Origin of the sequence: Desulfovibrio sp. JY (assembly GCA_021730285.1) — a bacterium.
Taxonomy (GTDB): Bacteria; Desulfobacterota; Desulfovibrionia; order Desulfovibrionales; family Desulfovibrionaceae; genus Solidesulfovibrio.
The window spans coordinates 3,040,748-3,054,014 of sequence record CP082962.1; the positions used below are offsets into that span (position 1 = coordinate 3,040,748).

At 63.7% G+C, this 13,267-nt stretch carries 12 protein-coding genes; 2 read left to right on the plus strand and 10 right to left on the minus strand.

The window, feature by feature from the left end; all coding sequences use genetic code 11:
- Positions 1-139: 139 nt before the first annotated feature.
- The 10 genes from K9F62_13520 to K9F62_13565 all read right to left on the minus strand — a co-directional run bounded on the left by K9F62_13520 (position 140) and on the right by K9F62_13565 (position 10,541).
- The gene (locus K9F62_13520) at positions 140-991 is read right to left on the minus strand and encodes an alpha/beta hydrolase (protein UJX39731.1); all 852 of its coding nucleotides are present in this window, start codon (positions 989-991) and stop codon (positions 140-142) included.
- A 151-nt stretch (positions 992-1,142) separates the two neighbouring features.
- On the minus strand, positions 1,143-1,850 hold the full coding sequence (locus K9F62_13525) for an ABC transporter ATP-binding protein (protein UJX39732.1): 708 nt from the start codon (positions 1,848-1,850) through the stop codon (positions 1,143-1,145).
- A 14-nt stretch (positions 1,851-1,864) separates the two neighbouring features.
- Positions 1,865-2,614: a molybdate ABC transporter substrate-binding protein gene (gene modA, locus K9F62_13530; GenBank protein ID UJX39733.1), complete on the minus strand. Its 750-nt coding sequence runs from the start codon at positions 2,612-2,614 to the stop codon at positions 1,865-1,867.
- A 14-nt stretch (positions 2,615-2,628) separates the two neighbouring features.
- On the minus strand, positions 2,629-3,297 hold the full coding sequence (modB, locus tag K9F62_13535; protein ID UJX39734.1) for a molybdate ABC transporter permease subunit: 669 nt from the start codon (positions 3,295-3,297) through the stop codon (positions 2,629-2,631).
- A 531-nt stretch (positions 3,298-3,828) separates the two neighbouring features.
- Entirely contained in the window at positions 3,829-4,482 is a 654-nt protein-coding gene (locus K9F62_13540) for a flagellar brake protein (protein ID UJX39735.1), read from the minus strand.
- Positions 4,479-5,315, minus strand: a complete 837-nt coding sequence (locus K9F62_13545; GenBank protein UJX39736.1) for a tetratricopeptide repeat protein — start codon at positions 5,313-5,315, stop codon at positions 4,479-4,481. The genes K9F62_13540 and K9F62_13545 overlap by 4 nt, the downstream gene beginning before the upstream one ends.
- A 270-nt stretch (positions 5,316-5,585) precedes the next feature.
- On the minus strand, positions 5,586-6,863 hold the full coding sequence (locus K9F62_13550) for a radical SAM protein (GenBank protein ID UJX39737.1): 1,278 nt from the start codon (positions 6,861-6,863) through the stop codon (positions 5,586-5,588).
- A gap of 12 nt (positions 6,864-6,875) precedes the next feature.
- Complete coding sequence (locus tag K9F62_13555) at positions 6,876-8,231, minus strand: nitrogenase (GenBank protein ID UJX39738.1); 1,356 nt, start codon at positions 8,229-8,231, stop codon at positions 6,876-6,878.
- On the minus strand, positions 8,228-9,637 hold the full coding sequence (gene nifE / locus K9F62_13560) for a nitrogenase iron-molybdenum cofactor biosynthesis protein NifE (GenBank protein UJX39739.1): 1,410 nt from the start codon (positions 9,635-9,637) through the stop codon (positions 8,228-8,230). The genes K9F62_13555 and nifE overlap by 4 nt, the downstream gene beginning before the upstream one ends.
- A 214-nt stretch (positions 9,638-9,851) precedes the next feature.
- Positions 9,852-10,541 (minus strand): TerC family protein, encoded by a 690-nt coding sequence (locus K9F62_13565; GenBank protein ID UJX39740.1) that lies wholly within the window; start codon positions 10,539-10,541, stop codon positions 9,852-9,854.
- Between the two features lie 193 nt (positions 10,542-10,734).
- Between K9F62_13565 and K9F62_13570 the strand changes: the two genes are divergently transcribed.
- Together K9F62_13570 and K9F62_13575 are read left to right on the plus strand one after the other, a co-directional pair.
- Positions 10,735-11,901, plus strand: a complete 1,167-nt coding sequence (locus K9F62_13570; GenBank protein UJX39741.1) for a BtaA family protein — start codon at positions 10,735-10,737, stop codon at positions 11,899-11,901.
- A complete protein-coding gene (locus K9F62_13575) occupies positions 11,898-12,536 on the plus strand; it encodes a class I SAM-dependent methyltransferase (protein UJX39742.1) in 639 nt (212 codons plus the stop codon). Before K9F62_13570 ends, K9F62_13575 begins: the two co-directional genes overlap by 4 nt.
- Positions 12,537-13,267 lie beyond the last annotated feature (731 nt).

Consider the following 13,267-nt stretch of genomic DNA (forward strand, 5'->3'; position numbering starts at 1 on the left):
TCGCGCTCTCCCCTTCCTAAAGTTTATTATAAGGGGATCGTGCGGGAATACGTTGTAATGTGAAATGCTGAGAAGGGAGCCTGGGGGAACGTGGTCGGAAGGCCGGGTTTCCCCGGGCTTTTTTTGTGTCCGGGCCTACTCAGGCAGTGGGGGATACGGTCAGCGTCAGGCCGCCCACCTTGGCCGTGGCCGTGATGAACGTGGTCACGTCGGTGGATGGGATGCCGGCCTTGGCCGCGTCGTAGCGGGCGGCGTCGTCGGCGAAAAGCGAAATGGAGTGGGTGGTGAGAAACGAGGCCGGATCGGTCAGCAGGGCCGAGAGGTCGAGGCCCGAGGACGTGCTGGTCTCGCCCGTCGCCACGGTGATGGTGAGCCCGGCCGTCTGGGTGCCGAGGGAATTGGTGAAATCCGAGCTGTCGGCGAAGGCCGTTATCCGGGCGTCCGTGCCCCAGGTCGCGTCGCCGCCGGAAAGGCCCAGGGAGCCGAACACCACGGCCGAGTAGTCGGTCGCGGCGGTGTCGGTATGCTCGGCCATGTAGGCCTGGGCGGCCGCGCCGCCGAGGCTGTGCCCGGTGACGTAGACCTGGCTTATGCCCAGGGCCGAGACCGCGGCGTCGAAGGCCTCCACGCCCTGATCGATCAGGTGGTAGTAGCCCTCGGTATCGAGCCAATAGGAGGCGTCGGTGCTGCTTACGTACGCACTGAGGCCGTCGAGGGAGTAGTTGATGTCGTCGGTGCCGCGAAAGGCGATGATCGCCGCCGGTTCGCCGTTTATGACCGTGGTCCAGGCGTCGAAGGCGGCATTGGCGGCCACGTAGGTCCCCGTGCCGCTGCCGGTCAGGTCGAGCTGGGTCAGCCCGTCGGTCGTGAGCGCCGCGACGAGGTTCCCGTCGTCGCGGTAGGCGGCGTCGGACACCACGGCCATCACTTCCTCCAGGTTGGCGGCGGTGATGGGGGTGGTCGTAAAAGCGGCGTCGGTCAGGCTGTTCATGTCCGGTCCCGGTTGTCGGAGTGTGGCCTATCACCTGCTCTCTACGCGGGTGGCCCACAGCCGTCAATGACGCCGGGAAAGCAGTGGCTGCCGTCTGGCCGCGAGATGCGTTCCTCCAGATTTCGAAGGCGGCGCATTCGCGGGTTCCGTGTCAGGCCACCCGCACCATGGAGCGGCGCATGACCTCGGCCGGCAGGATCTCCTTGACCTTGCCTTCGGCGTAGTGGACCACGTCGCCGCCGAAAAAGGCCACGTCGGCCGGGTCGTGGGTGACCATGACCAGCGGGATGTCCAGGCGGTTTAAAATGCCGGCCAGCTCCACCCGCAGCCGCTGGCGCAGCGGCACGTCCAGGGCGGAGAAGGGCTCGTCGAGGAGCAGGGCCTTGGGGTCGCCGACAAGGGCCCTGGCCAAGGCCACACGCTGCCGTTGCCCGCCGGAAATGCGGGACGGCCTGACCTCGGCCAGGGGGATGATGCCGAAAAGGTCCATGATCTGCGTCACACGCTTGGTGTTTTCCGGGCTCATTCGCCCGAAAAGCCGTTTCAGGCCGAATCCCACATTTTGGCGCACGGTGAGGTGGGGAAACAGGGCGTAATCCTGGAAGAGGTAGCCGATGTTGCGCGAGCGGGGCGGCACGAACACGCGGGCGGTCGTGTCCACAAGGACACGGCCGTCCACGGTGATGGTGCCGGCGTCGGGCCGCATGAGCCCGGCGATGGCGCGCAGCGTCAGCGTTTTCCCCGAACCGGAAGGGCCAAACAGCACCACCCGGTTGCCCGTGGTGGCGAATTCGGACTGCAGGTGGAAGTCCCGCTGGGCCGATTTGTAGGACTTGGTGATGTTGACGGTGATGCGCATGGACCAACCTTGCGTTACGGTTTCTTGAATCCAAACTTGCTCAGGATTTCCTGGCCCTTGGGGCTGGTGACAAAGGCGATGAAGGAGGCGGCGTCCTTCTTGTTGGCCGCATTGGAAAGCACGGCGATGGGGTAGCTCACCGGCTTTTCCAGCGGGATCTCGGCCATGATCGCGACCTTGTCCCCGCCCTGCTTGGCGTCGGTGCCGTACACGAAGCCGCAGTCGACCTCGCCCCGGGTGAGGTAGTTGAGCACCTGGCGCACGGACTCGGCCATGATGAACTTGGGCTTGAGGGCATCCCACACGCCGGCCTTGGTCAGCGCCGTCTTGGTGTAGGCGCCGGCGGGCACGGTTTCGGGGTTGCCCACGGCGATGGTCTTGACGCTGGCGCCCTTGAGGGAAGCGAGGTCCTTCACCTTGGCCGGGTTGGCGGCGGGCACGGCCAGGACCAGGGAGTTCTGGGCGAAGTTGACGCGGGTGGCGGTGTTGATGAGCTTTTTATCCACGGCCTTGTCCATGGTCTTCTGGTTGGCCGAGGCGAACACGTCGACGGGCGCGCCCTGTTCCATCTGGGAGAGCAAGGCTCCGGAAGCGGCGAAGTTCATGTTGAGGGTAACGCCGGGATGCTCTTTCTGGTAGGCGGTTTTCACCGCGTTGAAGGCGTCGGTGAGGCTGGCGGCGGCGGACACGGTCAACTGGGCGGCAGCGGCGGGCAGGGCCATGGCCAGAACCAGTGTCAGGGCCAGCAGGGTTTTTTTCAACATCGCGCTTCTCCTTCTCATGTTTTGGGTTTGATGACTTTTGCCACGATGACAAGCAGGCTGACGCACACCACGGAAATGATGAGCACCAGCGTGTTGGCCAGGGTTTCGTTGTTGGCGGCCATGGCGCTGTAGACAGCCAGCGACATGGTCTGGGTCTTGCCGGGCAGGTTGCCGGCGACCATGAGCGTGGCGCCGAATTCGCCCATGGCCCTGGCCTGGGCCAGCATGATGCCGGCCAAAAGACCGCGCAGGGCCAGCGGCAGGGACACCCGGAAAAAGATGGCCGTCTCCGTGGCCCCGAGCGTTCGGGCCGCGTTCTCCAGATTCTCGTCCACACCCTCGAAGGCGGCCCTGGCCGATCGGTAGACCAGGGGAAAGGCCACCACCGCCGCGGCGATGACCGCGCCCTCCCAGGTGAACATGATGTTGAAGCCGAAGTGCTCCCACAAATACTGGCCGACAATGCCCCGACGGCCGAGGAACACGATGATGTAGTAGCCGAGCACGGTCGGGGGCAGCACCATGGGCAGGGTCAGGACGGCGTCGGTGAGATCCCTGCCCGGAAATTTGCGCACCGTGGCCAGCCGGGCCAGGGCGATGGCCGGAATGCAGGCCGAGGCCGTGGCCAGGACGGAGATCTTGAGGGTCAACAGCAGGGGCGAGAGAACACTGGCGTCAAACATGCGGGGGCGTTTTCCTTGGCGCGTTGGGCGCGGCGGGCTGCGGCGCGCCGCACATCCCGGGCGCCATGATCCATAGTGCGGAGACGATAGGGAAAGGATGGCCTTCTGTATAGAGTCACACGGATTTTGTTGAATGGGTGCCAGTCGCTTCCCTGTAACGTATTTCAGATGCGGTTTGTGCCGGAACTGAACTGGCGCTGTGGGAACTTATGGCTCCAGCAGTGTCTCAGGCTGGGACATTTTGTCCCTGTCTCGAAGCAAGGGCTTTCCTTGTCCCAGGCCGGCCACAGCATTGGCGGACGACGCAGGGGACCGGGAAATAGGGGCCGGTGGGAGGAAAAAACAGGGACAGTAGGCGTACAAGCATGGCGCACTCCTTGTTTGCAAGAAGCGGGAAGCAAGAACAGTGCCTGTCGGAAGGAACCGCACCATGGGAAGGGAAGGCGCTGGCGATCCCCGTTGCAGCTTCGAACGAACAAAATTGAAGGAGGGCTTGCGACGTTTTCGTTGCGAGGGGAACCCGGCGGGCGGTCAGCCCAGCACCTGCAGGGCGGTATCGAGGTAGTTGGCCAGGGCTTCCCGGATCTCCCGGGGGACTTCCCTGAATTTGAGCCCGAGATCCACCCGGCGGGCCGAAGGGAGCACCCGTTTGACCGCGCAGGGAAGTGTGGCCTTGGCGTTTGAGCCGATCAGCTCGCAGGACAGTTCCACCAAGGCGTCGATGGCCGGCTGCGGTGCTGCGGCCTCGCGCGGAAAGGAAAACTGGCAGCCGGAAATGCTGACGTCCCTGAGCAGGCCGGCGACGGTGACGTCGCCATGCTTCATGCAACCGGGCAGGCAGCAGGTGATACGCTTGTGCTTGCGCAGGTCGCGGGATTCGAGATTGGCCGGGTAGGTGAGAAAGACCAGGGGAAAAGGGATCTGGATGTATTTGATGAGGCGGGAGGAGAATCCCACCACCGAGCCCTCATGCAGATAGCGGGCGATCACCGTGTTGTCGGGATAGAGCATCGGGTACAGGGCGTCGCGGGAGGTTTCGGTCGTCGACGGCATCTGCACGATCACGAACCGGCCCCGCTGATGGCCCACGCAGGTCGTGGCCAGTTTTTCCTCCAGGCCGGCAATTTCCAGCAGCACCTTGGTGCCGGGCGGGCAGTGCAGGGAGAAGGTCCCGGGAACGCTCATGCCGGCCCCGTGTCCTGGGCGGCGCCGTCGCCGGCGTCGGCGGCGAGCCCGTCGAGATGGGCCAGGAAGCGCCTGGCCTCGGCGAAGTCGGGGCGCAGGGCCAGGGCCTGGCGCAGATGCCCTTGGGCGGCCGGGATGTCGCCGCCTTCGGCCAGGGCCCGGGCCATGTTGAAGTGGAGGTTTTCGTCGTCGGCATTGCGCGAAAGGGCCTGTTCGTACAGGGCCAGCGCTTCGGCGAAGCGTTTTCCCTTGCGCAGGGCGATGGCGAAGGTGTTGAACAGGTGCCGCTCCTGTTCCTGGAACAGGGCGTCGATGCCGAGGATGCGCCGCATGGCCGAGGCCAGCTTTTTCCCGTCGCCCTTTTCCAGGGAGATTTTGCCCAGCTCGACGTTGGCCTTGGGGTGTTTTTCGTCCAGGAGCAGGGCCTTGACGAATTCCTTTTCGGCGGTGTCGAGTTCGCCCGCGTCCAGGTATTTGTCGGCCGTGGCGATTTTTTTCTTGAGGGATTCGAGAAACGGCAGACAGCGCTTTTCGTAATAGCCGGGGCGCGGCTGGTAGCTGCGAAGAAACTCGCCCTTGGTGAGCGTGGTTATGGGGCCGGATGGAATGGAATTGGCGTTTAAGGGTTGGACGCAATAGTCATCGTCGTTGATACGACGCACGAACCAGAGCGTCTCCTGGGCATAGCGTTTCTTTGTTCCGCCAAGGCCTGTCCGCGAATCCTGACTGAGTGCGTAGACGCCGAGGACATGACTTTCATCGGAAACGGGTTCGTCAGAACCTGTTTGCAGTTCGATACTGTCTATTATTTCGGTGTTCGCAGTGTTTTGCATGTCCTGTTACAGTGTCGACCAACGGAGGCATGCGCGGATCGAATGTATTTTTTGTCTATTTTCAACTTGCCGTATGGCCCATTTTAAGGTGTTGCCAGGGAAATGGCCATATACCATGGAATCATGGAACGATAAATATACCGACGCCACGCTGTTGTCAAAAAATGAACGGCGATCCACCCGGGAGTTTGGGTGAATCGCCGTTTTCATAAATATCGACGCCTGGATACGCTACAGGAGTTTTCCGGCGTGCTGCCGTCCGGCCGGGGATCAGCCGCAACCTTCGCCGCTGCCGCCGCTGCAGCCGCAGGCCTTGCCCAGGCCCTTGCGCCGGCTCTTGAGCAGGGACAGGTCCCCCGCGCCGTACACCTCGGTCAGGGCCGTTTCCAGGAATCCCGAGCATTCGTAGGGCAGCACCCCGGCCGCGGTCAGCACCTTGCGCGGCGTTTCGCCGTAAGCCGCCACCAGCACGGCCCGGCAGTCGGAGAGCACCTTGGCCAGTTCCTCCCAGCGTTTGGGGCCGGCCCCCGGGTCCGGGGCGTAGCGATCCTCGACGTAGGAGAATCCGATGCCTTCCTGTTTCCAGATCTGGAACTTGTGGGCCTCGCCCAGGTGCATGTTGACGAGCATGCCCTCGCGGGTGGCCACGGCCACGTAGGGGCGCTTGGACAGGTCGGCCCCGGGCACGGTGTGGGAGCATTCGCTTAGAAGCGGGGCCAGTTCGCCCGAGCGGTCGTTGCACAAGAGGCCCACGGCGTCGGCCCGGCAGCGCTTGCAATGGCTCATCTGGGGCAGCATCTCGCCGGCATTGGCCCGCAGCTCCTTGATCATCTCGGCCGTGGGCGCGGGCACTTCGGCAAAGGGCGTCTCGGCCACCGGGAAAAGCGGCATGATGTTTTGGATGTCCACCCCGAGTTCGGAGAGCTTTTTGGACACTTCCAGCACGTGCCGATCGTTGACCCCGGGGATGACGATGGTGTTGGATTTGACGATGACGCCATTTTCCTTAAGAATTTTGATTCCTTCCAGCTGCCGTTCGAGCAGCAGCCTGGCCGCGTCCTCGCCCCGGTGGATGACCTTGCCGTCCCGGGCCCAGGCATAGATCTTGGCCCCGATCTTCGGGTTTACGGCGTTGACCGTGACCGTGACGTGGGAGACGCCGAGTTCGGCCAGTTCCGCGGCCCGGGCCGGCAGGGCCAGGCCGTTGGTGGACAGGCAGAAAAGCATCTGGGGGAATTTTTCCTTGAGCAGGCGGATGGTCTCGATGGCTTCCGGATTGGCCATGGGGTCGCCCGGACCGGCGATGCCGGCCACCGTGATGCGGGGCTCTTTCTCCAGCACCTTTTCCATGTACAGGACGGCCTGTTCCGGAGTGAGCACGGCGCTGGTCACGCCGGGGCGCGATTCGCTCACGCAATCGTATTTGCGATTGCAGAAGTTGCACATGATGTTGCACTTGGGCGCAACGGGCAGGTGGACACGGCCGCAGGAGCCGGCGGATTCGCGGTTGAAGCAGGGGTGCTTGGAAAGGTCTTTGGTGGTGGTCATTGCGCGCTCCTTTTAAAGATAGCCGTATCCGACGCCGCTGTCGGCCTGCTTGCGTTCGAGGATGGTGTTGACGAGCCGGTCGAAAAGCGTCTGGGTGCCGCGGTAGCCCACATGGAGCAGGCGCGGGCCGCCGAAGCGGTCGTGGATGGGAAATCCGACGCGAAGAAGCGGCACGCCCATGTCCTTGGCGTAGCGGTACCCCTTGCTATGCCCGACGAGGATATCCGGAGCGAGGTCGGCGGCCTGTTCGGCGATGTCGTGGAAGTCCACGCCTTCCCTGGCCTCGGGCGGTTCGGGCAGGATGCCCTCGGTCACATCGGCCAGGGCCTGCTTGAAGTTGCGACAGGTGGCGCCGGTGGCGGCCAGGATGGGCTTGACGCCGATTTCGGCCAGAAAGGCCACCATGGCGATGACGAGATCTTCCTCGCCGTAGACGATGGCCCTTTTCCCGGCCACGTACTTGTGGCCGTCGACGTAGGCGTCGATGAGCCGGCCGCGCTCGGCGGCGTGCTTTTCCGGCAGGGGCGTGCCGGTCAGCTCTTCCAGGGCGGCGAAAAAGGCGTCGGATTCGCGCACGCCGATGGGCAGGCCGACGCGGATGTTGCGCACCTCGAAGCGGCGCTCCAGGTTGGTCCCGGCGCTTTCGGCCATGTGGTCGGCCCGGCCGCATTCGATGGAGCCGAGCGCGCCGGACATGGCCCGGATGGAGGCCACGGGCGTGCCGCCGGCCGGCAGCTTCTCGTAGTCGAGCAGGGCCGGGCGGTCCATGGCTTCGGAAATGTCGGGCAGGACCGTGTAGGCGACGCCGTAGTCGTCCAGGATTTCCTTGAAGTAGCGGATGTCGGCCGGGGAGACGAAGCCGGGGATGAGATTGACGCGGCGTTCGGCCGGGGCCTTTTCCCGCACGAGCTGGGAGGCCAGGGCCGCCGTTGCCGCGTGCCAGCCTTCCATGTGGGTGCCGGAGTAGCTCGGGGTGGAGACGTTGACGATCTCGGGCAGGGGCAGGTCGCTGAACTCCTTGCGGAACTCGTAGAGAAGGCGCGGCACGTCGTCGCCGATGGTCTCGGTCAGGCAGGTGGTGGCCACGCCGACCACCGTGGCCCCGTACTTGGACATGACGTTCAAGATGCCCTTTTTGAGGTTGGGGCCGCCGCCGAAGACCGCCTGCTTTTCGCCCAGCGCCGAGGAGGCGATGTCCATGGGCTCACGGAAATGGCTGATGATGTAGCGGCGCATGTAGGTGGCGCAACCCTGGGAGCCGTGCAGGAAGGGAATGGCCCCTTCCACGCCCCGGAAGGCCAGGGCCGCGCCGAGCGGCGTGCACAGCTTGCAGGCGTTGGTGGTGGAAACGTAGGGCGAATCGCTCATATGCCTTCTCCCCCGGCCGCGCGCTTGGCGGTCTCCTGTTCCTTCAGTGCCTTGGCCATGGCCTCGCGCCTGGGCACGAAGCGCCAGATGGGGCTGGTGGCCGAGGCGTGCACTTCCTTGGCGAAATTGAGCATGCCGACGAAGCCTTCCAGGGCCTCCTTGCGCTCGTGGTTGTGGTCGCAGAAGCCGACCCCGAGCTTGTGGGCGATGGGCCGTTCCTTGACCCCGCCGACAAAGAGATCCACGTCGAGTTCCCGGACGAATTTCGACAGCTCCAGCGGATTGGAGTCGTCGACGATGACCGTACCCGGGTCGCAGATGGAGGCCAGTTCCTCGTAGTCTTCCTTGGTGCCGGTCTGGGACCCGACCAGGACCACCTTCATGCCCAGGTGGCGAAAGGCCTTGATGAGCGAGAAGGCCTTGAACGCGCCGCCGACGTAGACGGCCGCCCGCTTGCCCTCGAGATCCTTGCGGTACTCCTTGAGCTTGGGCAAAAGCAGGCTCAGTTCCTCGCGCACGAGCTTCTGGGTGCGCTCGACGATGCCCGGATCGAGATGCTTGAAGCGGTCGGCCACGGCGTAGAGCGAGTCGGCCATGTCCTCGATGCCGAGGTAGGACACCCGCATGAAGGGCGTGCCGAACTTCTCTTCCATCATTTTGGCCAGTTCCATGGTGGAGCCGGAGCACTGTACGATATTGAGCCCCGCGCCGTGGCAGCGGCGGATGTCGGCCACCCGGCCGTCGCCAGTGATGTTGGCCACCACCTGGACGCCCATCTTCTCGAAATATTCCCGGATGATCCAGATTTCTCCGGCCAGGTTGAAGTCGCCCAGGATGTTGACCGACATGGGGCTGATGTCCGAGGTGTCGCCGGTGCCGGCCAGGGTGAAAAGGGCCTTGCAGGCGGCGGCGTAGCCTTCGCGCTTGTTGCCCTTGAAGCCTTCGGACTGGACCGGGATGACCGGAATGCCGGTCTTTGCGGCCACGTCGCGGCACACCGCGTTCACATCGTCGCCGATGATGCCCACGATGCAGGTGGCGTAGACGAAGGCGGCGTTGGGCTTATGGCGTTCGATGAGTTCGAGCAGGGCGGCCTTGAGCTTTTTCTCGCCGCCGAAGATGACGTCGCGTTCCTGGAGGTCGGTGGAGAAGCTTAGGCGATGCAGCTCGGGGCCGGAGGAAAGCGCGCCCCGGATATCCCATGTATAGACGGCGCAGCCGATGGGGCCATGGACCAGATGCAGGGCGTCGGCGATGGGGTAGAGCACCACGCGCGAACCGCAAAAGACGCAGGCCCGCTGGGACACCGCCCCGGCCAGGCTGTCGCGGTTGCAGGCCAGTTCAAAAGGCCCTTCCCCCTTGCGGTGGATCTGATCGCGCCGTTCTTCGAAAATGGCCTGTTCCATGAAGGCTCCTTTCCCCGGTCACCATCTGTCGGGGTCAGCGAGACTCTACAAGGATCATGCCAGGAAAGGTCTTGTTGATTTATAAGGATTTTTTGTCACGACCCTGCCTGGGTATTACAAAAATGTACGCGGGATGGCGACAGAAATGTAGAGACAGGCACGCTTGCCTGCAAAAGCGTGGCCGGAGCCGGCGCAACGTGTCTTGCCCCGGGTGTCAGGCCCTGGCCAGGCGCCGCGCCCAAAGCCGGCCGACGACCACCACGCCCACGGCCCCGACGACCTCGCCGGCGTACACGGCCGTTTGGCCGGGTCGGGCCAACGACGCCACCCAGGCGTCGGTCAGGATCATTTCGGCCGCCACCTTGCCGAGTACGGCCGCGCCAAGCGCGATGATGATCGGGAACCGGTCCATAAGGCGCGACAGGGCGTTCGCCGCGAAGACGACAAAGGGGATGGACAGCCCCAGGCCGAAGATCAGCAGGGCCAGGTTGCCCCGGGACGCGCCGGCCACGGCCAGGATGTTGTCCGTGGACATGACCAGGTCGGCCGCGACAATGGTCGTTATGGCCTGCAAAAAGGTCGTGCAGGACTTTTCCTTGTCCGCCGCGTCGCCCTCGGCGAAGAGCTTGACCGCGATCACGGCCACGAGCAGGCCTCCGGCAAGCTTCAAAAAGGGCAGGTCGAGGAGCTGCGCCGCGACGAAGGTGAGGGCCACGCGCAACACGACCGCCGCGCCGGCTCCCACGGCAATGCCCTTCGTGCGGGACCGGGGCGGCAGGTTGCGCACGGCCAGGGCGATGACCACGGCGTTGTCGCCGGCCAGGACCACGTCGATGGCCACGATGCTTAGAAGTTGCAGCAGGAAATCGAGGGAAAAGGAAAAACCGGAGAGAAAATCAGGCATGGGTGCTCCCTTGGCCAGCCGGCTCTAGCAAACCGGGCCGGCCGGGGCAATGCCCCCTGGGCGGCAGGATTGTCTCACGCCCGTCACTGTCCCGTCGCCTGCCGGGCCGGGGCCTTGCGTATAAGCGGCGGTCAACAGCGCATTTTCCAACCAACCGGCCGTCCAATCGGCCAACCGGAATCCGCCCGCACCCATGGCAAAAAAACTCCCCACCCGCGTCCAGGACGCCTTTTTCCGCCTCGTTCACGGCAACCGCCTCGTCTACAACACCTGCTGGGAAGACCCGCGTCTGGACCGGCAGCTGCTCAAGCTGACCCCCCATTCCCGCGTGGCGGTCATCACCTCGGCCGGGGACAACGCCCTGGATTACCTTCTCGAAGATCCGGCCCGAATCGACTGCGTGGACGTCAATTTTCGCCAAAACGCCCTGCTCGAGCTCAAGCGGGCCCTTTTCAGCCAGGCTTCCTTCGAGGAACTCTACGCCTTTTTCGGCGAGGGCGGCGGGGCGGCCTGCGCCGGCATCTACCAGCGTATCCGGGAGACGTTGCCGGCCTACGCCGCCGATTTCTGGGACCGCAACATCGACTATTTCAAAAACGGCCGCCTGTCGCGTTCCTTCTACTACCATGGTGCGTCCGGGGCGGTGGCCTTTGCCTTCTCGAAGATGCTCAGCGCACTCAAGCCCGGCCTGCGGCGAAACATCCCCCGGCTGCTTGGCGCGGCCAGCCTCGAAGAGCAGCGCCGCGTCTTTGCCGCAATCGAACCCGTCTTCTGGGATCGTTTCAGCCGCTGGCTGGTCGGGCGGCCCGAGACCATGGCCCTGCTCGGTGTGCCGCGCCCGCAAATCGACCTTATCCGCGCCTCCCATCCCGGCGGCCTGGAAGGCTTCGTGCGCGACAAGGTCAAGCAGGTCTTTACCGGCCCGCCCATGGCCGAGAATTATTTCTGGCGCGTCTACCTGACCGGCCGCTACACCCGGCGCTGTTGCCCCGAGTACCTCAAGGCGGACAATTTCGCGGCCATCCGCGACCGTCTGCCGCGCCTGGCCAGCCATACCGACACGTTAAGCGGTTTTCTGCGCCGCCATGACGGGCCCGGCTACAGCCACTTCATCCTGCTCGACCACCAGGACTGGCTGGCCAGCCACGCGCCGGCCGCCCTGGCCGAGGAATGGGAGCTCATCTTCGCCAACGCCGCTCCCGGCGCGCGCATCCTCATGCGCTCGGCCGGGCTAACCGTGGACTTTCTGCCCCGCGACGCCCGCCGGCGGTTGCGCTTTTTCCCGGAACTGACCGAACCGCTCCACGCCGCCGACCGCGTCGGCACCTACGGCAGCCAGCATCTGGCGGTGGTGGCATGAGCAGGAATGCCTGCGCCAACGAGGCGCTGCTCGGCTACTACAAGTGGCATTCGCGCATCTACGACGCCACGCGCTGGAGCTTTCTTTTCGGCCGCGACCGCATTGTGCGTCTGGCCGCTGCGGCCCTTGGCCCCCGTCGCGAAAAGCCCCTGCGCATCCTGGAGGTCGGCTGCGGCACCGGCCGCAATCTGACCCGCCTGCTGGCCACCTTTCCCGCCGCCCGCGTCACCGGCATCGACCTGTGCCCCTCCATGCTTAAGCGGGCGAGGAGCGCCACGGCCGGTCAGGCCGCGCGCGTGCGGCTCCTCTGCGCGCCCTATGCCCCCGAAAGCTTCGATCCCGCCAGCGCCGACCTCATCCTCTTTTCCTACAGCCTGACCATGTTCAACCCCGGCTTCGAGGCGGCCCTGGACGCGGCGCGCGGCCACCTCGCCGTGGACGGCCTTCTGGCCGTGGCCGACTTCCGCCGCAGCCGCTTCCCCTGGTTCGAGCGCTGGATGGGCGTCAACCACGTCCGCATGGACGACCACCTGCTTCCCGCCCTGGAGCGCCGCTTCATCGCCCGGTGCCAGGAATCCCGTCCGGCCTACGCCGGTTTCTGGGACTACTTCTGCTACCTGGGCCAGGCGCGGTAACGGCGCGGGCAGCGTCCGAGCCCCCGCAGAGCCCCGCCCTGGGGCCGCCGAAAGGCGAGCGTCTCCCCGGCATCGCTCGGGGTGTGTGATCTTCACTTTTTTCACAATTTCCGTGGCGTGTATCGCACGGCCAGTGCGTTGTTTGTGCGGCGAGGCGCAAACTTCGGCTCTTTTGCCGTTTGCATCATGCATCGGAGAAGTGAGGTTTAATGGATCCGGTGCGGGGAGAAAATTTTTCACGAATTGGAATTTTAAAAATAAATACAATAATATTAATATATTACATTTGTGCGTTTGCCTGCGGCCCAGGCATGGAGTCGTATTTCTATAATAGATGCTCTGGCGGCGGGTGAGGGGACATGCTACAATAAGGTAACTTTTTCATCCTTGACTGGCGTGGGGAAAGGGGTTTATAAGCTTCCGGCAGTCGTAACACAGATAGTAAAAATCATGACACGGCTAGCGCGATTGTTATTTGAAAATTGCAGCATGATACAAGCTACGCGGCAGCGTCGCTTCAATTCCAGGCGCAAATTGTGAAAAAAAGATCATAAAACGCCAGCCATGAAGGCTGGCGCTATTGTTGTTTTGAGTAACGCTGACTGTAAAAGGAAAGTAAAACATAGTGGCACTGGTTGCCAGAGTATGTTTGAATAGAAACTTGTAGAAAAGATTTGAAAGAATAAAACAAAAAAAGATACGGTCCGTGACAATTTCTAGATTGGATGTGC

Excerpts from the sequence above, each read along its gene's own strand:
- K9F62_13555 (UJX39738.1), bottom strand. The coding sequence starts at position 8,231 with ATGAGCGATTCGCCCTACGTTTCCACCACCAACGCCTGCAAGCTGTGC.
- K9F62_13565 (UJX39740.1), bottom strand. The coding sequence starts at position 10,541 with ATGCCTGATTTTCTCTCCGGTTTTTCCTTTTCCCTCGATTTCCTGCTG.
- K9F62_13525 (UJX39732.1), bottom strand. The coding sequence starts at position 1,850 with ATGCGCATCACCGTCAACATCACCAAGTCCTACAAATCGGCCCAGCGG.
- K9F62_13540 (UJX39735.1), bottom strand. The coding sequence starts at position 4,482 with ATGAGCGTTCCCGGGACCTTCTCCCTGCACTGCCCGCCCGGCACCAAG.
- K9F62_13550 (UJX39737.1), bottom strand. The coding sequence starts at position 6,863 with ATGACCACCACCAAAGACCTTTCCAAGCACCCCTGCTTCAACCGCGAA.
- K9F62_13520 (UJX39731.1), bottom strand. The coding sequence starts at position 991 with ATGAACAGCCTGACCGACGCCGCTTTTACGACCACCCCCATCACCGCC.
- modB (UJX39734.1), bottom strand. The coding sequence starts at position 3,297 with ATGTTTGACGCCAGTGTTCTCTCGCCCCTGCTGTTGACCCTCAAGATC.
- K9F62_13545 (UJX39736.1), bottom strand. The coding sequence starts at position 5,315 with ATGCAAAACACTGCGAACACCGAAATAATAGACAGTATCGAACTGCAA.
- modA (UJX39733.1), bottom strand. The coding sequence starts at position 2,614 with ATGTTGAAAAAAACCCTGCTGGCCCTGACACTGGTTCTGGCCATGGCC.
- K9F62_13570 (UJX39741.1), top strand. The coding sequence starts at position 10,735 with ATGGCAAAAAAACTCCCCACCCGCGTCCAGGACGCCTTTTTCCGCCTC.
- K9F62_13575 (UJX39742.1), top strand. The coding sequence starts at position 11,898 with ATGAGCAGGAATGCCTGCGCCAACGAGGCGCTGCTCGGCTACTACAAG.
- nifE (UJX39739.1), bottom strand. The coding sequence starts at position 9,637 with ATGGAACAGGCCATTTTCGAAGAACGGCGCGATCAGATCCACCGCAAG.